Origin of the sequence: Arthrobacter sp. Y81 (assembly GCF_002929335.1) — a bacterium.
Classification (GTDB): Bacteria; Actinomycetota; Actinomycetes; order Actinomycetales; family Micrococcaceae; genus Arthrobacter.
This window is the reverse complement of the sequence record NZ_PJIL01000005.1, coordinates 160589-178799: the sequence shown is the minus strand read 5'-3', so window position 1 is coordinate 178799 and position 18211 is coordinate 160589. Positions and strand designations below refer to the sequence as shown.

The window sequence follows — 18211 nt, the reverse complement described above, 5'->3', positions numbered from 1 at the left end:
GGGCATCAGTTGTTTTCAGCGCCGGGCGCAGCGCGCGGGCAGTCCGGGCCGTAAATGTCAGTGCTCGCTGCCATGCTGGGTCCATGGAAAGCAAGGCAGCTGCAGAAGATCTGGAGGCGGAAGATCTGGAGGCGATAGCAGCATCCGTTGCTGCGCTCGCCGGGCTTCTCGCTGCGTCCCCGTCCCCGGACCGGGCTGATGCCGACCTTCTGCGGCTCGTGGCAGAAAAATGTCTGCAGTCAATGGAAGAGGTCACCCGCTTGGAAGCCCGTACGGCGGCGCTCAAGGTCCGGCTGGCTGCGGACTACGCTGAGGCCTCGCGGTGCATCGCAGCGCCGGCGGTGAGCCGCGACGACGACGCTGTCCTGGACATGGGTATGGTTGCGGAAGTTGCCTGCGCTCTGACTGCCAGCGAAGGCACGGCGGCAGCCTTCCTGGCGGAGTCCCGCACGCTGACCACCACCTTGCCGCTGACGCTTGCTGCCTTGCGGGCCGGAACCCTGTCCTGGCAGCACGCGCGGATCCTGTGCGACGAAACTGCCAGCCTGGAACCCATGGCCGCGGCGGCCTTGGAAGCCCATTTCCTCGACCCGGAGGCTCCGCGGGCTGCGCGCGGCTGCCCGGCCGGAGAGCTTGTGGCGTCCCGGTTCCGCGCGAAAGCGCGCAGTTGGCGCGAGCGCCATCATCCTGTCAGCATCGAAATACGCCACCGCAAAAGCGCCCGTGACCGCCGACTGGAGTACACCCCGGACCGGGATGGCATGGCCTGGATCTCGGCCTACCTCCCCGCGGACGCAGCGGCCGGCATCTGGTCCCGCGCCACCGAAGCGGCGCGCGCTTTGCAGGGCCCTCATGAACTCCGGACCCTGACGCAGCTCCGCGCAGACGTCTCCGCTTCCTGGCTGCTCGGCGGCGTCGCGGAAGGAACCCCGTCCCCAACGGCGCAGGTTCTCGTCACCGTTCCTGTGTTATCGCTCATGGACGTCGGCACGGAACCGGCCGCACTGGATGGCTACGGTCCCATTCCCGCCAGCATGGCCCGCCGGCTTGTCGGGGAGGGTGCCGCGTCCTTCCTCCGTGTGCTGACCGATCCACGCAACGGTGCCCTGCTGGAGATCGGACGCACCAGCTACCGCGTTCCGAAACCAATGCGCCAATGGCTGCGGCTCAGAGACGGACGGTGTCCCTTTCCAGGCTGCAGCAACCAATCGCTGGACAACGAGGCGGATCACCTTCTGGCCTGGTCGGACGGAGGCGGCACCGGCATCACAAACCTTGGCCAGCCATGCCGCAAACACCACCGGCTCAAACACAGCACACGCTGGAAACCCGTTGAAGCCACCCGGGACAAGCCGCCCGGATGGATCTCACCCTCGGGACGCTACTACCGCGGCGAAGAACAGGACTGGGAACCACCCGACTGGCCGGACGCGCCGCGAAGCCTGGAGCAACCGCCCACTGACCCCTTTCCGGAGTGGGCGATATTCCCGGCCGCTTAGGAAGTTGCGGACTGGCCACGCAATGCCCTGCGCAGCGCCTGGCTCCACGCGCCACCGTCTGAAACGTTCCTGGCCTAGGCTCCGAACGGAAGCCGCGGGTCCACGTCCAGGCCTTCCCAGGTCTGGCGTATCCAGCCGTGGTGCGGGTCGTCGCTGATGAGCCAGTCGCGGACCGGCCCGGGACCGGCCATGACGTTCAGGTAGTACAGGTCGTAACCCGGGGCAGCCATCGCCGGACCGTGCCAGCCGTAGGGAACCAGGACCACGTCGCCCGTGCGGACCTCCGCCGAGACATCAATGGGCCGCTCGTCCGAGGCGTACACCCGCTGGTAGCCGATGGCGTCCCCCTGCGGGCCGGGTGCGGCCCGAAGGCCCGGTGCCACCCGGGTCTCGAAGTAGTAGATCTCCTCGAGGCTGGTTTCGCCGTCCTTTTCCTCGTCGTGCTTGTGCGGGGGATAGGAGGACCAGTTGCCGGCCGGGGTGATGACTTCGCAGACGATGAAGCGGTCCGCTTCCAGCGCGGCGGGGGTGCCGAAGTTGTGCACCTGCCGCGAGCAGTTGCCGGCGCCCCGCAGCTCCACGGGAGTCTCGGCGGCCGTCACGAGCCGGGTCGGGTAGGCAGTGTTCGCGGGAGCCGTTGCGACGGCCACCCTGCCGCCGTCGGCCGAACTGATCGTGAGGGTCCTCCCGGTGCCCGTGTAGAGCACGTCGCTGGGGCCGTTGAACACGCTGGCCCGGCCGGCGAGCCGGAAGTCCTCGCCGTCGACCGTGGCGGTGAAGGACCCGTTGAGCGGAACCACAATGCGTTCCTCACCGGCGGCGGGAAGTTCGACGGCGGCGCCGGCCGCCAGGGTCGCGACCTTGAGCCCGGTGTGGGCCCAGCCGTCCACCTTCAAGGCGGAGTCCGAAGTGCCCAGTGAGACGTCCCAGCTGCCGTCGGCAGCGGAACCCAGCGGATATACCCAGTTGGCCATAGATTTACTCTTTCGTTTACGTGCGTGCTGCCTGCAGGGCCTGGCGCTGGCGCCTAGCGCTGGACGAGGGTCATTTCAAAGCTGTAGGAGTCACCGCGGTAGACGTGGTGCCCGGTTTCCACCATGCGGCCTGTGTCATCCACCGCGGTGCGTTCCATGGTCACCAGCGCCGAACCGGGCTGCGTGTCCAGCAGGGGCGCCTGGTAGTCGTTGGCCACCATGGCTCCGATGCGTTGCGAGGCCAGCCGGAAGTTCACTCCGCCGTTGCGCAGGATCGCGTACAGGCCCTGGGCGCCGAGCTGGGCTTCGTCGATGGGGGTGATGTCATCGCGGACCCAGTTTTCCATCAGCGCCAGCGGCTTGCCGCCCACCTTGCGCAGCCTGGTGAAGTGGTAGACCTTTGCACCGGCAGGAAGCTGGAGCGCTTCACGCGTCGGTGCGTCGGCCTCGATGTGGGAGAAGCTGAGCACGTCGGTGGTGGGCTTGCTCCCGTTGTTCGTGAGGTCGTCGTAGAGGCTGGAGAGTTCCAGCGGCCTCCGGACCTGGCTGGAGACCACCTGCGTTCCCACGCCGCGCTTGCGTACCAGGAGGCCGGAACGCACCAGCTCGTCCATGGCCTTGCGCATGGTGGGGCGGGACAGGTTGAGCTGGGCGGCGAGGTCGATTTCGTTTTCGAGCCGGCTGCCCGGGGGGAGCAGCCCGGTGTGGATGGCGGACTCGATGCCCTGGACCACCTGGTGGTAGAGGGGCACCGGCGAAGAGCGGTCGATGCTGAGATTAAGTTGATTCGCCACTGAGCGCTCCCTTGTGCTCCGCGGGGTTCCGATGGTGCCGGGGAACCCGCGTATGTCAGCGTATGTTCTCTTGATAGGACATACTGCCTTTTTGACGATAATAGCAGGCTGATTTGGGGTGCCAAGGACCGGCAACCGGATGCCTTCCGATGTTGCGGCGGTCACCCGCCAACGGCCGGCCTTGGCCGGCTAGGCCCGCTGACGCGTGCGGCAGGCCTCCACAAACGCACGGAACGGGGCGACACGTTCCTCCGCCGGGAGCTCCCGTGCTTCGGGATGCCACTGAACGGACGCCACCCAGCGGTCCGGGTCCTCGAGCGCTTCCACGGTGCCGTCGCCGGCAACCGCCGTCACCACCAGCCCGTCCGCGACCCTGGCCACCGCCTGGTGGTGGCCGGAGGCTATCTTGACCGTGAGGGCTTCCCTCCTGCCCGGCGGGCCGTACAGTCCGGCCACCTTGGAGCCCGGGGCCACGTCCACGTCGTGCCAGGCCCAAGGGCCGGTTCCGGCTTCATCGGCACCCTTCGGGCCTGCGCCGGCAGTGGCCGCGGGCTCATGGTGTGTCACGGCGCTGACAGCCATGTCCTGGACGAGGGTGCCGCCATAAAGCACGTTGAGGACCTGATGTCCGCGGCAGATCCCCAGTAGCGGCACGCCCTGATCGATGGTCCCGCGGGCCACTTCCAGGTCCAGTGTGTCCTGCGCGAGGTTAACGTCGTAGCACTCGTCGCCCTGCTCCTCGCCGTAAAGTCGCGGGTCAAGGTCGCCCCCGCCGGGGAGTACGACGCCGTCGAGCCCCCTGAGCGTTTCGGCCAGCCGGCCGTCGCCGGAGTTCGTTGTAAGCAGTACCGGCTCCCCACCGCCGTCGTGGATCAGGTCCACGATGAAATCGAACAGCTCGTTGGCTTCCCCCACCCGCGGGTCCGGGTCCAGGGAGCTGCTGAGGCGGACCGGAATTCCGATCCGGGGGCGGCCGGGCGAGGGCAGGGGCGGAGTGCGCATGATTCATTCTGCAACAGCCTGAAGCCGTTAGGCTTCCGCGCCGCCCGGCCACTCCGCGAACCTGGAAGCTGCCCTGGCAAAGCCGGACAAGTATGTCGCCGGTTCCGGCCGTGATGCTGATCCGGACGGCATTCGACAGTAATGTGGAAAGCGCCAGCAGCAGAGGGCAAGACCGAAGGCAGGAGCCAGGATGGGCCGCAGGACACTCGTTGACGACCTCGTCGACGGCCTGCTCGACGACATCCTCGACGGCAAGCTGAAGCCGCACGATGCCATCCCGCCCGAAGCCGACATCGCCAAGGCCTACGAGGTCAGCAGGCTCACCGTACGGGAAGCCCTCAAAGCGCTGAGGGCGCAGAACATCCTTTACGTCAAGGCCGGGCGCGGAACGTTCGTCAATCCCTCGGACAACTGGACCGGGCTGGACGCGATCTTCAAGGCCGCGTCGCACGGAAACGGTGCGGACCAGGTCTCCGTGGGGCTCATCGAGATGCGGCGCATGGTGGAAACCGGCGCCGCCGCCCTTGCCGCCAAGCGGCACACTCCCGAGCACGCCGAGCAGATGCGTGAGTGCATCGCGGACATGAAACGCTTCCACGAGGCCGGGGACCTGGACCGCTTTGTCGAGGCCGACATCGCGTTCCATGACGCCGTGCTGAAAGCCTCGGGCAATCCCTTTGTCCGGGCGCTGTTCGCGCAACTGGGACAGCTGCTCTACATGACGCGGCGGGAGACCTCCGCCGTGCCGGAAATCCAGCTGCACGCCATCGAGTACCACCAGAAGGTGTTGGACGGCATCCTGAGCGGGGACGCCGAAGTGTCCCGGCGAACCATGGACGAACACATGGACCAGACGTACCGCGACTACGAGCGCTACGTCCACCACCCCCAGCCCTGACGTCGCCCGCTGCGGAGCCGCCCAATCGCGCGCCCGCCGAAACACGCAAGGCTTGACGTAACCCAGATCACCCTCCTATGATCTTTCTCATGCTCTTCCGTCAGATGTCAGACATCAGACTGAGTTACTAATCGACGGAATCCCCTCAACATCCCCCATCGGATCCAGCTGCTGTTCAGGCGCCGCATCCGTCAGATAGAAGGTCGACGATGACTTCACTCTCCATGCAGTCCGCAGGACTCGGCGAGCTCGGCGAACGCACACTTCGCAAGGTTCGCCGCCGCGTCATGCCGCTGATTGTCCTGCTCTACTTTGTTGCCTACCTTGACCGCAACAACGTGGGCTTCGCCAAGCTCACCATGAGCGAGGACATCGGCCTCAACGCCGCCGCCTATGGCCTGGGCGCCGGCATTTTCTTCCTCGGCTACGCGCTCCTGGAGGTTCCGAGCAACGCCGGCATGTACCGGTTCGGGGCCCGCAAATGGCTCGCGCGGATCCTCATCACCTGGGGCATCTTCGCCACGGCCATGGCCATGGTCAACGGTGAAAGCACCTACTACATCATCCGCTTCCTGCTGGGTGCGGCCGAGGCCGGGTTCTTCCCCGCGATCCTCTTCTACCTGACGCTGTGGTTCCCCGCCGCGCAGCGAGTCACGGTCCTGGGCATCTTCATCCTTGCCCAGCCCGTGTCCAATGCCCTGGGCGCCCCGGTGTCCGGATTGCTGCTGCAGTTGGACGGCATCATGGGCCTGCACGGCTGGCAGTGGCTTTACATCATCGAAGGCATCCCAGCCATCCTGCTGGGCATGCTGACCCCGTTCCTGATGACCGACCGCCCGCGGGACGCCAAGTGGCTCAACACCGACGAGCGCGAATGGCTCGCCACCACCATGGATGCCGAACTGGCCGCCAAGTCCAAGGGTGGAAACCACAACTTCCTGGCTGGCCTGAAGGACAAACGCACGCTGGTCTACTCGGCCCTGTACTTCGGCCTGGTCTGCGGTATCTACGGCCTCGGACTCTGGATGCCCACCATCGTCGCAGCGCTGGGCAAGTTCTCCACCGCAGAAGTGGGCTTCATTGTCCTCATTCCCTATGCCATCGCCGCGGTCTTTGTGTACTTCTGGAGCAAGCGGGCGGACCGGACGGGCAAGCGCGCCTGGCACACGGCCGTCAGCATGGTGCTGGCAGGCATGGGCCTGCTGGCAGCCGGTTACCTGCTCCCGGTCAACCCCGTCCTGGCCATGATCGCCCTGACCGCCTCGGCCATGGGGATCTACGGTGCAATCGCCCCGTTCCTGTCGATGCCGTCCGCCGCGCTCACCGGAGCTGCAGCTGCATCCGGTCTGGCCCTGGTCAACTCGCTGGGCAACCTCGGCGGTTTCGTGGCCCCCTACGCCGTTGGCCTGCTCAAGGACGCCACGGGCAACAACCAGAGCGGACTGATGTTCCTGTCCTTCTGCCTGTGCGTCACGGCCGTGGCTACCTACCTTTACGCACGGAAGCGCCCTGAAGGCGACGCGGCCCTCGATCCCGCAGTCGCCGCCGCAGCCGCAGTGAACACCACCAAAGTCTCCTGACCCCTAGTTGCCGACGAAAGAAACCTCATGACAACCACTTCATTTCCCGCAGAACGCACCGTAGTGCTGACCGGAGCGGCGTCCGCCCGCGGCATTGGCCGCGCAGCCGCTGACCGGATGGCCAGCGAGGGCTGGTCCATAGCGATCCTGGACATCAACGCCGAGGACGCCAAGGCCGCAGCTGCCGAGATCGGCTCCAACCGCGCCGTGAAGGCGATCGGTGTTGGCACCGACGTTTCCGATGCCGCCTCCGTGGACCGGGCGATCACCGAGATCGAAGAATCCCTGCCGCCTATCGTGGCCCTCGCGAACCTTGCGGGCATCAGCTCGCCGACGACGTTCATGGAAACCACCGTGGAGGAGTGGGACAAGGTTTTCGCCATCAACATGCGCGGAACGTTCATCGTGTCCCAGCGCGTGCTCAAGGGAATGATCGAGCGCAAGCTCGGACGCATCGTGAGCATCTCGTCGATTTCCGCCCAGCGCGGCGGCGGCACGTACTCCAAGGTGGCCTACAGCGCGTCGAAGGCCGGAATCATCGGCTTCACCCGCGCCCTTGCCCGTGAGGTGGGGGAGTTCGGGGTGACCGTCAACGCGATCGCACCCGGTCCCATCGACACCGACATCATGGGCGGCACCCTGAGCGAGGAGCGCAAGTCCCAGATGTCCGAGGGCATCATGATGGGGCGCGTTGGCACCCGCGAGGAAGTCGCGGCCCTGATCTCCTTCCTGCTCGGCAAGGACTCCGGCTACATCACTGCCGCCACGTACGACATCAACGGCGGGCTCCAGGTCTCCTGATCCGCGGCGGCCCCGCCCGGACGTGAACGCCTGTCCGTCCACTGAACGTAGCTGCAGAAGCGCCCCGCGGATTTCCGCCGGGGCGCTTCTGCTCTGCCCGCTGCGGACTAGGCTGACTGCATGAACGCCGCCGGGAGCCTGAGCCCAAGCCCCAGAACCCTTGAGGTTGAAAGCCTGGACAGCTTCGACCGGCTGGTGAAAGCGGGCGTCCGCACCATGCATGGCTGGCACGCCCAGTCGTTGGACCTGCGCGGCCGCACCGCGTCGCTGCAGGGCATGGACGCGCAGGGCGCGATCTTCCTTGGCTGCACCTTCGACGACGGCGTGGAGGAGTCGCTGCGGGACCGCGGGGCGCTGATCTTCCCCAGGCTGGAGTCCGTCCCCTTCAACCCCTATCGCGGGCAGCTCTACTCACCGCAGGAGCTCTACTCCGGTCCGCCCGGTGCGCCCTACGAGGCCACGCTGGACGCCCGGATCTACCACTGGAGCATCCGGCCCGGCCAGCGCCACCGGCTGGATGCCACGCTGGCCGCGGCGCTGCATGACCATTCGATCGGCGACGCCCTGGATGACCTGACGCGCTCCGAGCTGGGTGGCCGCTCGATGGTGGGGGTGATGGGTGGCCACACCGCGGGGCGCGGAACGCCGGCCTTCATGGAGGCCGCCGTCGCCGGACGGCTCCTCGCCAGGAGCGGCCGGGTGGTGGCCACCGGCGGCGGGCCGGGGGCCATGGAGGCCGCCAACATGGGCGCGTACCTCAGCGAACTGCCGGAAGCGGACTTCCACGCTGCGTTGACCCAGCTGGCAGCCGTTCCGGGCTTCCGGCCCTCGGTGTCCGCGTGGGCCCGGACGGCCGCCGCCGTCGTCGAACGCCATCCGGGCGGGACGCCGTCGCTGGGGATTCCCACCTGGTTCTACGGCCACGAGCCGCCCAACTATTTCGCCACCCACATCGCTAAGTACTTCGCCAACGCCATCCGGGAGGCAATCCTGCTGGAGCTTTGCGAAGGCGGTGTGATCTTCTTGCCCGGGTCCGCCGGCACCCTGCAGGAAATCTTCCAGGACGCGTGCGAGAACTACTACGGAGCCTCCGAAACCATCAGGCCCATGGTGCTCGTCGGCAGCGAGCACTGGAAGCGGCGGTATCCGGCGTGGCCCTTGCTGCAGAGCCTGGCGGCGGGCAAGTCCATGGCGGACAGGATCTTCCTCGTGGAAACCGTGGAGGAAGCCCTCGACGCAGTGTCCCATTAGCAGTGTCCCGTTAGCAGGGTCCCGTTGGCAGCGGCCGGCTAAAGGTCCTTGCGGCAGGCCGCCTGGCCCAGCTGGTACAGGCCGTTAAGGTCGCCGGCGGCGAGGCCGTCGGGGGTGCCGATTTCCGGGTACATCAGCTGCATGGGGTCATCGACGTGCTCCAGCCCCATCACATGGGACAGTTCGTGCAGGACCACGGCGGTGGCGTAGGCGGAGCCCTCGGGCCGCTCGAGTTCGCCGGCAATCTGCGGTGCGTCGAGGTCCAGGCTGCCGGTGACGAATGTCTTCGGGCCGCCGTCAAAACTGTAGTGCGTGCTCCCGCCGGTGCCGATCACCTGCCCCTTGAGCTTGGGGGAGGCTTCCGGAGTGGTCCACGAGATGAGGAGCGGCGCCCACCGCTCGCCGTAAGTTTCTGGCTGGTAGGGATCGCGGTCCTCGGAAGGCGCTTCGGTGGATGGTCCGTCGTTGATGAAGCGGATCCCGGTGGCCCGGGCTATGGTGCCGACGGCTTCCTCCACCAGGCCTTCCGCGCCGGCCGGAGCCAGCCCGGCATTGACCACGTAATGCAGCGGGCGGCACGGCGAATAGCCCACGGGAGTGCCGTCGTCGTTCATCGCCAGGAACTTGAAGGAGTCGCTGGGGACAGGCGGCTCGTCCGCTGTTCCCAGCGGGGAGTCCTGTTCCTCCAGTCCCGGGGGAGGCGCATCGGACCCAACCGTTTCCGCAGCTGTTCCCGGCTGCTGGTCCGCGGCCTGTCCGTTGGGGACCGTGCTGTTCCGGAACTCGAAGAGCCCCACGAAACGTGGATCGCCGTAGAACAGTCCGGCAGCGGTAAACGCCGTCACCGCTATCAGGGCGGTGAGGGCCACGTTGCGCAGAATCCGGGCCGTCATGCCCATCCGGCCGGAATGCCGCGGCCTCCGTTGACCGGGCGGGGGACTGTCCACTAGGCCACCACCGCGCCGAACGCCAGGCCGAGGAGGTACGTGACGCCGGCGGCGCCCATGCCGATGGCCAGTTGCCGGAAACCGCGGCTCGTCGGGGAGGTCCCGGACAGCAGTCCGACGACGCCGCCCGTCACCAGGAGCGCCATGCCCACCAGCACGGCGGAAACCACCAGTGCCGCGACGCCCGTCATGCCAAGCAGGAACGGGATGATCGGAATGATGGCGCCGGAGGCGAAGAAGCAGAAGCTCGACGCCGCCGCGCTCCAGGCCGTGCCCACCGCCTCATGCTGGTCCTCGGCCTCGGGGAGCTCCGGCTGGAGCGACAGGCTGGGATCGCAGTCGCAGCTCAGCAGGCCCATCCGTTCCGCCACGCGGTGTTCGGCGGCTTCCCGGGACATCCCGCGTGCCAGGTAAACCAGCAGCAGCTCATTGTGCTCGATGTCCAGCCGCGGGGCGGCGGAAAGGGTGATCTGGGTGGGCCGCGTTGCAGCCAGCAGCTCGCGCTGGGAACGGACGGAGATGAATTCGCCGGCGCCCATGGACAGCGCTCCGGCGAGCAGCCCGGCCACACCGCTCAGGAGCACCACCTGGCTGCCGACGCCGGATGCGGCCATCCCCATCACCAGGGAAAGGTTGCTGACCAGGCCGTCATTGGCGCCGAACACGGCGGCCCTGAAGGAGCCCGCCAGCCGGTTCCTGCCGCGGGTGGCGAGTCCACGGACAACTTCCTCGTGGATCTGCTCGTCGGCAACCATGGCGGGCGTGGCCGACGGGTCCGAGAAGTAAGGGGAGCGGCCCTCGGCGCGCTGGGCCAGCGCCAGCACGAACACGGAACCGAAATGCCGGGCCAGGAATCCGAGCAGCTGGCTGCGGAGGGATGCCGGGCGGGGCTTCCCGGCGTGATCGCCGAGGAGCCGGAGCCAGTGCGCTTCGTGGCGGCCTTCGGCCTCGGCCAGGGCCAGCAGGATGTCCCGCTCCTCGCCACGGCGGTTCTGCGCCAGGTCGCGGTAGACGGCGGCCTCGGCACGTTCGTCGGCAAGGTACTGGCGCCAGCGCTTGATGTCGGCGTGGCCGGGGGCGGCGGGGGTGGTTGCTGCGTTGACTTCCGGGGCGCTTGCGGCCGGGGTGTCGGCGGGGCAGGGCTGGTTTCGGTCAGATTTAGCGTGCTGAGACACGAACACTCCTGGGCTTGATAGGGCATGGTTCGGCCCCATTGCAGGTCCAGCCTACCCCGGTTTCACGCCAATTTTCGGCCGGTGGTCCTCACCGGGAAGTTTAGGCGGACCGTAAAAACCGCAGTGGTTTGCGGGCTTTCGCGGGGTGCAATGCACCGGCTATTGACCCCGCGTACTGCCGGTGCTGTGATGATTGCCAGGGCAGGTGCTTCCACGGCCCGGCCCTTGGCCGCACAACCAGACACGGAGGTTTGCACCATGGACACCACCGGATCACGGCCCACCCAGCCGGAACGCGACACCATCGAATCCGATCCCGCCTATGACTTTGCCGAGGACGCGCCGATCGATGACGCAGTGGAGACCGAAGAAGAGGAACTGCTCGAAGAGGCCGGCCGGCGTGTTCCCCTGGTCGAGGAGGATTTCCTCGGCGACGAAAAGCCCGTGGTGCCTCTAAACGGTGAAGAATTCCCTGAGCCTGTGGAAGAGGAGTGAGCCACCCCAGGCTGTAGACGCACGACGGCAGGCTGTAAACGCACGACGGCGGCGCCTCCCGCGCAGGGGAGGCACCGCCGTCGTGCGCTGTTTTTGCGGTTCTACTTGGCCAGTTCTACTTGGCGAGCGCCGGAACCGGCTCTTCCTCAGAAGCGTTGCCGGCAACGCGCCGGTACCAGTTCTTCATAACGTGCGCGTCGGTGGGTTTGGTCAGCAGCGATACCGCTATGTAGACAGCGGCGGAGGCGAGCAGGCCGTAGTAGATCGGCTCGTTCGCGTAGATGCCGTCCAAGGGGGCGGCGGCATTGATCTCCAGGTAGATCATGGTGCCGAGGGTGACCACGGAACCCACGGCCATGGAGGCTGCGGCGGCAACACCGGTTCCGCGCTTCCAGACCAGGCCGCCCAGGATCGCGACCAGGAGTCCGCCAACCAGGATGTCGTAGGCGATGGTCAGCGCGGCCACCACGTCCTTGGTGATGATGGCGATGACAATGGCTATAACGCCCAGGCCAAGGACCCACATGCGGTTGGCTTTGACGTCGTGCTCAGGGTTGTCGGAGTCATCGGTGTTGACGTCCTTGCCGAACCAGCTGGCCACGAACGGGAGGACGTCGGCGCGGGCCACCGTTGCGGCTGCGATGAGAGCACCGGAGGCGGTGGACATCATGGCGGCGACGGCCGCTGCGAGCACCAGGCCGCCGATGCCGATGGGCAGCAGGTTCTGCGCCACCTCGGCGTAGACAACGTCCTTGCCCTGCGTGGCGACGTCGATCTCCGGGAGCGCCACCCGTGCGCCCAGGCCGATGAGGGCACCGGCCGCGCCGTAGAGGATGCAGTAGACGCCGGCCGTTGCGCCGCCCCAGCGGGCAACAGTGGGGGTCTTGGCGGTGAACACGCGCTGCCAGATGTCCTGGCCGATCAGGAGGCCGAGGGTGTAGACCACGAAGTAGGTGATGATGGTCTGGATGCCGATGCCGTCGATCTGGAAGAAGCTGTCTTCGACGCGGCTGCGGATGCCGTCCAGGCCGCCCGCCGCGTTGAGTGTGAAGGGCAGCATCAGGAAGAAGATTCCCACGGTCTTGATCACGAACTGGACCTGGTCCGCAAGGGTGATGGACCACATGCCGCCGATGGTCGAGTACACCAGGACGATTGCGCCGCCGATGGCGATGGCCAGGGCGCGGTCCCAGCCGAACAGCACCACGAAGATGGTGGCGTAGGCGCTGGTGGAGGTGGCGCACAGCATCAGCGTGTAGGCCAGCATCACGATGCCGGAGGTCTGCGTGGCCCGGCTGCCGTAGCGGAGCGTCAGCATCTGCGACACCGTGTAGATCTTCAATTTCTGGATGGTGCCGGCAAACAGGAGGCTCAGCAACAGCACGCCGCTGCCGATGGCCACCACGAGCCACATGCCGGAGATGCCGAACTTGTAGCCGAGGCCCACGCCGCCCACCGTTGAGGCGCCGCCAAGGACCACGGCGGCCATGGTGCCGGTGTAAAGGAACGGGCCAAGCCTGCGGCCGGCCACCAGGAAATCGCTGTTGTTCTTGGTACGGGACTTACCCCACCACCCGAAGGCCAGCATGGCGACCAGGTACACCACCACAATGGCGATGTTGACGAAATTTGCGTCCATGAAAATGCTCCTTGGAGCTGATTGGCAGCAGGGCGGGAATTCGCGGGAGCGTCAGCGCAGTGCCGGAAATCCGCTGCTATGTTGCGGTTGATGCAGGGGGAGATCCCTGATGGTAACTCGGTGATTCTCGCGTGATTGCCTAATAGACAACACTTGTTGCCTAAAAGAGTAGTTGTGACGGCGGTAACAGTCAAGGTGCGTCTGACACCAACGGCCCGTTCCCGCGTCACAAGGTGGGTATCCAGCTAGTATGGCTCCAGCGATGGGGCCGTGCGGCCGGCTGCGAAAGGTTCGTTAATGAAGGCTCTACCAGTTGAACCGAGCAACATTCCAGTTGCCATCGGTTCGCGCATTCGTGCTGCCCGCCAGTCACAGCGGCTCACTATCGAGCAGGTGGCAGACGCCACTGGCCTCACCAAGGGGTTCCTGAGCAGGGTTGAACGCGACCTGACGTCGCCGTCGGTGGCTTCGCTCGTGACGCTGTGCCAGGTGCTCTCCATCTCCATCGGCGACCTGTTTGCCGCGCCGGAAACCCACCTCACCAAGAAGGACGAGGGACCGCGCATTTCACTGGGCGGCGAGGGCATCATCGAGCGCCTGCTGACGGCGCGCTCGGAACGGCGCGTCCAGATCATCCAGGCCGTGATCGAGCCCCGCGGCCGCGGTGAATCCGAACTCTACGCCGTGGACTGCGACGTCGATGTCCTCCACGTGATCAACGGCCGGATCCGGCTGATCCTCACGAATGAGGAATACGAGCTCAGCTCCGGCGACACCGTGACGTTCCCCGGCCGGGAGCCGCACACCTGGATCAACCCCACGGACGACGCCGTCGAAGTGCTCTGGGTGCTGGTCCCGGCCGCCAGCCGCTGACCCCGCGGGGCCTGGTTCCGCGGGGCGTGGCTCAGCGGGGCGTGGCTCAGCCCACGTGGACCCAGGGCCGGCGGGTGACGTCCGGCTCGGCCTCACGCAGCACTTCGCGGGTGACGGGCGCGATCTCGCCCTCGCCGAACAGCAGGAACCGCGTCAGGTTGGTCAGCGGGTTCCCCTCGGTCCAACGGAAGTAGATGTGCGGCATCAGTCCCGTGACATCGCGAAGGTGCAGCAGCACGGCCGCCAGCGTGTTGGGCACGTTGTTGCTGTGGATTTCAAGGATCCGGAAGCCGTGGCGGACCTTTCCCGTGACCAGGAGTTCCTGCTCGAAGTCCGAACTGTCATCCACAAGGATCTCGATAAAGATCGCGTCGCTGTCCACCGGCAGGTGGTTGGCGAGTTCTGCGTGCTCCAGCTTGGCCTGGTATCGCGCGGCGCTGAAGCGTTTGGGCTCGTGCGCGATCAGCCGGATGGGGCCCTCCTCGCTGGCTGCCATGAACTCCAGGGCCTGTTCGTCCAGCCGGATGTGCGTGGCGCGCAGCTCGAAGGACCGCCTGACGCGCGACGCGAAGCTCACCACCACGATGCCGAGGATGAACATCGCCGCGATCTTCAGGCCGTCGGGGCGTTCCACCACGTTCGCCACAGTGGTGTAGAGGAAGACGACGGCGATCGCCCCGAACGCGACCGTACGGCCGCGTTGCTGCTTGCGCCGGGCGGACAGCGTGACGGCGATGGAGGCTGATGTCATCAGCACGAGGACGCCGGTGGCGTATGCACCGCCCTGGGCTTCCACATTGGCCTCAAAGACCAGCGTGATGAGGAAAGCAACAGCGGTAAACACCAGCACCAGGGGCCGCACGGCCCGGGTCCAGGCGGGTGCCATGCCAAAGCGCGGGAGGTACCGGGGTACCAGGTTGAGGAGCCCTGCCATGGCCGAGGCTCCGGCGAACCAGAGGATGGCGATGGTGCTCAGGTCGTACACGGTTCCGAAACCGTCGCCCAGGAACTGGTGGGCCAGGAAGGCCAGCGCCCGGCCGTTGGCCTTGCCGCCCGGTTCGAACTCAGCTGCCGGGATCAGGAACGTGGTGATGAAACTGGAGGCGATGAGGAACCCGCTCATGATCAGGGCGGCTGTGGTCAGGAGCTTGTGCGCGCCGCGGATCCGGCCGGTCGGCTTGGCCTCAGTGTCGTCCGGGCTGCCCTGGATCTGCGGCATGACTGCCACTCCCGTTTCGAAGCCGGAGAGCCCCAGCGCGAGTTTGGGGAAAACCAGCAGGGCGATGCCGATCATCACGAGGGGGTTTCCGTGCTGCTGGTTAAGGGCGGCCCACCAGTCCGTGACCACGTGGGCTTCGCTGAACACATGGGCGAGGCCTACCAACACCACAACCGCATTGAGCAGCAGGAACACCGCCACCAGGACAACTGCCACGTTGATGGCTTCCTTGAAGCCGCGGAGGAAGACCACGCCCAGGCCTGCGATCAATGCCAGCGTTATCGCCACTTCCTGGCCATGCAGGAAGTCGGGGGCAAACGGGTTTTCGATGGCGTGCGCACTGGCATCCGCAGCCGAGAGCGTCATGGTGATCATGAAGTCCGTGGCCGCGAACCCCAGGAGCGCCAGCACGAACAGCTTGCCGCCCCACCGGGGCAGCAGCCGCTCCAGCATGGCGATCGATCCCTCGCCGCGGGGGCTCTCCGAGGCCACCCGCCGGTACACCGGCAGGGCGCCCAGGAGCGTGACGGCCACCAGGACCACGGTTGCCAGGGGGGAGACCATTCCGGCGGCCAGCGCGGCAATGGCGGGCTGGTAGCCAAGGGTGGAGAAGTAGTCCACGCCGGTGAGGCACATGACTTTCCACCAGGGCTGGGGTGTGTGGTTCGCCTGCGGCTGGCCGTGGGGACCCTGCCGTTTGCCGGATCCTTCGGGCATGCCCTCCAGCAGCCAGGCCCTTAGCCGATGGGGCTTGCGTTTGAACCTGTCGGAGGGGTCGGCGGGCGGCCGGGTGAGCGTGGTCACGGTATCCTTTCGCGCAGCGTGGCTTTCGGCCGCCTGAGGACCGTGGTGCTGCTCCTGATTGGAGCGTAGGCCCGGGAACCCGCGCAGGATGCAGGCTTTAACGAAACCTTTACGCCCGGTGTGACCGTCGTTACTTTCTGCTCAGAAGCGCGCGGCCCGCAGCCTTCGCGGTTCGGCGGCGCGTCGGCGCAACGATGGTGAGATGTACGTCACATTCTGGAAATCTGCCGGAAACGCAGGGTTCATGCCCGGCCCTGCTGTTTAACGTCCCGGAAAAACTTCGCGGCTATGGCGGAAACACCCCGGTTGTAGCGTCGGATTCGGGGAACTCATAGCTGCACCGTCGTTTTGAATGGTCTCGCCGTAGCCGGCGCCCAGGAGCGCCACTTCTTGAGGAAGGCTCCCGAAATGAACATCTCTCTAGTCAATGTGGGAATGGCAGTGGATCCCGCGGTGCTCGATCCCGGCGCCACGGCCTGGATGCTGGCAGCGTCCGCACTCGTCCTGCTGATGACCCCCGGCCTGGCATTCTTCTACGGGGGCCTCGTCCGGATGAAATCCGTCCTGAACATCATGATGATGAGCTTTGGAGCCATGGGCGTTGTTGCTGTGGTCTGGGCGCTGTGGGGCTATGGACTGGCCTTCGGGCCTGACACCATGGCCGGGCTCGTCGGCGATCCTTTTGCCAACCCCGGCCTGAGCGGACTGACCAGCACTATCGGGGGCAAGGCGCCTGGGCTCCCGGACATGGTGTTCATCGGCTTCCAGGCAACGTTCGCCATCATCACCGTGGCACTGATCAGCGGAGCGGTGGCGGAACGGGTGCGGTTCGGGCCGTGGCTGCTGTTCGCGGCGCTGTGGGTCACGCTCGTTTACGCCCCCATCGCCCACTGGGTCTGGGGCGGCGGACTGTTCGGCCCCACCGGCATCGTAGGCAGCAAGATCTCCGCCCTCGACTTCGCCGGTGGAACGGTGGTCCACATGAACGCGGGCATAGCGGGACTGATGCTCGCCGTCGTGCTCGGAAAACGCCTCGGATTCATGAAGGATCCCAACATCCGTCCGCACAACCTGCCTTTCGTGATGCTCGGCGCAGGACTCCTGTGGTTCGGCTGGTTTGGCTTCAATGCCGGCTCTGAACTCGCGGCCGACGCCATCGCCGGCCTGGCCTGGACCAATACCCTGCTGGCCACGAGTGCGGCCCTCCTGGGCTGGCTGCTGATCGAAAGGCTTCGGGACGGCCACGCCACTTCCCTCGGCGCCGCATCGGGAGCCGTCGCCGGCCTGGTCGCCGTCACGCCGGCCTGCGGGTTCGTGGACCCGATCGGCGCCATCCTGATCGGGGTCGTGGCCGGGGCGGTCTGCGCGCTCGCGGTCGGACTCAAATTCAAGATCGGCCTGGATGATTCGCTGGACGTGGTGGCCGTGCACTTTGTCGGCGGCCTGTGGGGGACGCTCTCACTGGGATTCTTCGCGGTCCCGTCAGTCAAGACCGAGGGCGGGCTCTTCTACGGCGGCGGCCTGACACAGTTCTGGCCCCAGGTCCTCACCGCGCTGATCGTCACCGCCTGGAGCGCTCTTATGACCACGCTGATCGGATTCGCCATCCACAAGATGATGGGCATGCGGGTGTCCGAAGCCAACGAGCGGTCCGGCATCGACGTTACCGAACACGCCGAAACCGCCTACGAGCTTCTGATGGTTGGCGGCACGTTCCATCCCGGCGAACACCACGGCAAGACTGTTCCTGCGGGGGGCGAGGCGGGCAAGCCTGAGGGTTCCTCCGCGGAAATGGCTGCGGAAGTGACGGCGGCGGGCCAGTCCGGCCGGCAGTCAGACCGCCAGGCAGAAAACAGCAGGGTGCGGACGTGAAACTCATCACGGCTATCGTCCGTCCGGAAAAGGTCGAGACCGTCAGGGCGGCTTTGGAAGGGTTCGGCGTCAGCGGACTGACCGTAAGCCAGGCCAGCGGCTACGGTCAGCAGCGGGGCCACGTGGAGGTCTACCGCGGAACCGAATACAACTCCGACCTTCTGCCGAAGGCGCGCGTGGAAGTGCTGGTGACCGAGGAGGCCATGGACGGTGTGATGGCGGCCATCGAATCCGGCGCCAGCACCGGTCGGTTCGGGGACGGGAAGATCTGGACCATCTCCGTCTGCGACGCCGTCAGGGTCAGGACGGGGGAGCGGGGGGCGTCCGCCATCGACTGAGGAATACGCGCCGGCGTGAGGGAACGCCGTCCACTTCGATTGGTAAACAC

At 66.5% G+C, this 18211-nt stretch carries 16 protein-coding genes; 9 read left to right on the top strand and 7 right to left on the bottom strand.

Annotated elements, in window-relative coordinates:
• The first annotated feature begins 83 nt into the window (after window positions 1-83).
• Entirely contained in the window at window positions 84-1499 is a 1416-nt protein-coding gene (locus tag CXQ91_RS09105) for an HNH endonuclease signature motif containing protein (protein ID WP_104173594.1), read from the top strand.
• Between the two features lie 74 nt (window positions 1500-1573).
• Here the strand turns inward: CXQ91_RS09105 and iolB are convergent, their stop codons facing one another.
• From iolB to CXQ91_RS09090, 3 genes are all read right to left on the bottom strand, one after another.
• Entirely contained in the window at window positions 1574-2473 is a 900-nt protein-coding gene (gene iolB / locus CXQ91_RS09100; RefSeq protein WP_104173593.1) for a 5-deoxy-glucuronate isomerase, read from the bottom strand.
• A gap of 53 nt (window positions 2474-2526) precedes the next feature.
• On the bottom strand, window positions 2527-3267 hold the full coding sequence (locus CXQ91_RS09095) for a GntR family transcriptional regulator (protein ID WP_104173592.1): 741 nt from the start codon (window positions 3265-3267) through the stop codon (window positions 2527-2529).
• Window positions 3268-3456: 189 nt separating this feature from the next.
• Entirely contained in the window at window positions 3457-4269 is an 813-nt protein-coding gene (locus CXQ91_RS09090; protein ID WP_104173591.1) for a gamma-glutamyl-gamma-aminobutyrate hydrolase family protein, read from the bottom strand.
• A 190-nt stretch (window positions 4270-4459) separates the two neighbouring features.
• Between CXQ91_RS09090 and CXQ91_RS09085 the strand changes: the two genes are divergently transcribed.
• The 4 genes from CXQ91_RS09085 to CXQ91_RS09070 all read left to right on the top strand — a co-directional run bounded on the left by CXQ91_RS09085 (window position 4460) and on the right by CXQ91_RS09070 (window position 8799).
• Window positions 4460-5167: a FadR/GntR family transcriptional regulator gene (locus CXQ91_RS09085; RefSeq protein WP_104173590.1), complete on the top strand. Its 708-nt coding sequence runs from the start codon at window positions 4460-4462 to the stop codon at window positions 5165-5167.
• 209 nt (window positions 5168-5376) lie between these two features.
• Window positions 5377-6747, top strand: coding sequence for an MFS transporter (locus tag CXQ91_RS09080; RefSeq protein WP_104173589.1), 1371 nt, complete (start codon window positions 5377-5379; stop codon window positions 6745-6747).
• Window positions 6748-6774: 27 nt separating this feature from the next.
• Window positions 6775-7548 carry an SDR family NAD(P)-dependent oxidoreductase gene (locus CXQ91_RS09075; RefSeq protein WP_104173588.1) on the top strand — a complete coding sequence of 258 codons (774 nt, stop codon included), beginning with the start codon at window positions 6775-6777 and terminating at the stop codon, window positions 7546-7548.
• A 120-nt stretch (window positions 7549-7668) separates the two neighbouring features.
• Window positions 7669-8799 carry an LOG family protein gene (locus tag CXQ91_RS09070; RefSeq protein ID WP_104173587.1) on the top strand — a complete coding sequence of 377 codons (1131 nt, stop codon included), beginning with the start codon at window positions 7669-7671 and terminating at the stop codon, window positions 8797-8799.
• 38 nt (window positions 8800-8837) lie between these two features.
• On the opposite strand, the gene CXQ91_RS09065 is transcribed toward CXQ91_RS09070, so the two are convergent.
• Together CXQ91_RS09065 and CXQ91_RS09060 are read right to left on the bottom strand one after the other, a co-directional pair.
• A complete protein-coding gene (locus CXQ91_RS09065) occupies window positions 8838-9692 on the bottom strand; it encodes a matrixin family metalloprotease (RefSeq protein WP_104173684.1) in 855 nt (284 codons plus the stop codon).
• 53 nt (window positions 9693-9745) lie between these two features.
• Complete coding sequence (locus CXQ91_RS09060) at window positions 9746-10921, bottom strand: VIT1/CCC1 transporter family protein (RefSeq protein ID WP_104173586.1); 1176 nt, start codon at window positions 10919-10921, stop codon at window positions 9746-9748.
• Between the two features lie 258 nt (window positions 10922-11179).
• On the opposite strand from CXQ91_RS09060, the gene CXQ91_RS09055 reads away from it, so the two are divergent.
• Window positions 11180-11416: a hypothetical protein gene (locus CXQ91_RS09055; RefSeq protein ID WP_104173585.1), complete on the top strand. Its 237-nt coding sequence runs from the start codon at window positions 11180-11182 to the stop codon at window positions 11414-11416.
• A gap of 115 nt (window positions 11417-11531) precedes the next feature.
• On the opposite strand, the gene CXQ91_RS09050 is transcribed toward CXQ91_RS09055, so the two are convergent.
• Window positions 11532-13055: a sodium:solute symporter gene (locus tag CXQ91_RS09050; protein ID WP_104173584.1), complete on the bottom strand. Its 1524-nt coding sequence runs from the start codon at window positions 13053-13055 to the stop codon at window positions 11532-11534.
• A gap of 297 nt (window positions 13056-13352) precedes the next feature.
• Here CXQ91_RS09050 and CXQ91_RS09045 point away from each other — a divergent pair, with 297 nt between their 5' ends.
• The gene (locus CXQ91_RS09045; RefSeq protein ID WP_104173583.1) at window positions 13353-13928 is read left to right on the top strand and encodes a helix-turn-helix domain-containing protein; all 576 of its coding nucleotides are present in this window, start codon (window positions 13353-13355) and stop codon (window positions 13926-13928) included.
• A gap of 46 nt (window positions 13929-13974) precedes the next feature.
• Here the strand turns inward: CXQ91_RS09045 and CXQ91_RS09040 are convergent, their stop codons facing one another.
• A complete protein-coding gene (locus CXQ91_RS09040) occupies window positions 13975-15951 on the bottom strand; it encodes an amino acid transporter (protein WP_104173582.1) in 1977 nt (658 codons plus the stop codon).
• Window positions 15952-16359: 408 nt separating this feature from the next.
• Between CXQ91_RS09040 and CXQ91_RS09035 the strand changes: the two genes are divergently transcribed.
• Both CXQ91_RS09035 and CXQ91_RS09030 read left to right on the top strand, forming a co-directional pair.
• Window positions 16360-17823, top strand: coding sequence for an ammonium transporter (locus tag CXQ91_RS09035; protein WP_104173581.1), 1464 nt, complete (start codon window positions 16360-16362; stop codon window positions 17821-17823).
• Window positions 17820-18161, top strand: a complete 342-nt coding sequence (locus tag CXQ91_RS09030) for a P-II family nitrogen regulator (RefSeq protein WP_104173580.1) — start codon at window positions 17820-17822, stop codon at window positions 18159-18161. The genes CXQ91_RS09035 and CXQ91_RS09030 overlap by 4 nt, the downstream gene beginning before the upstream one ends.
• Window positions 18162-18211: the final 50 nt, after the last annotated feature.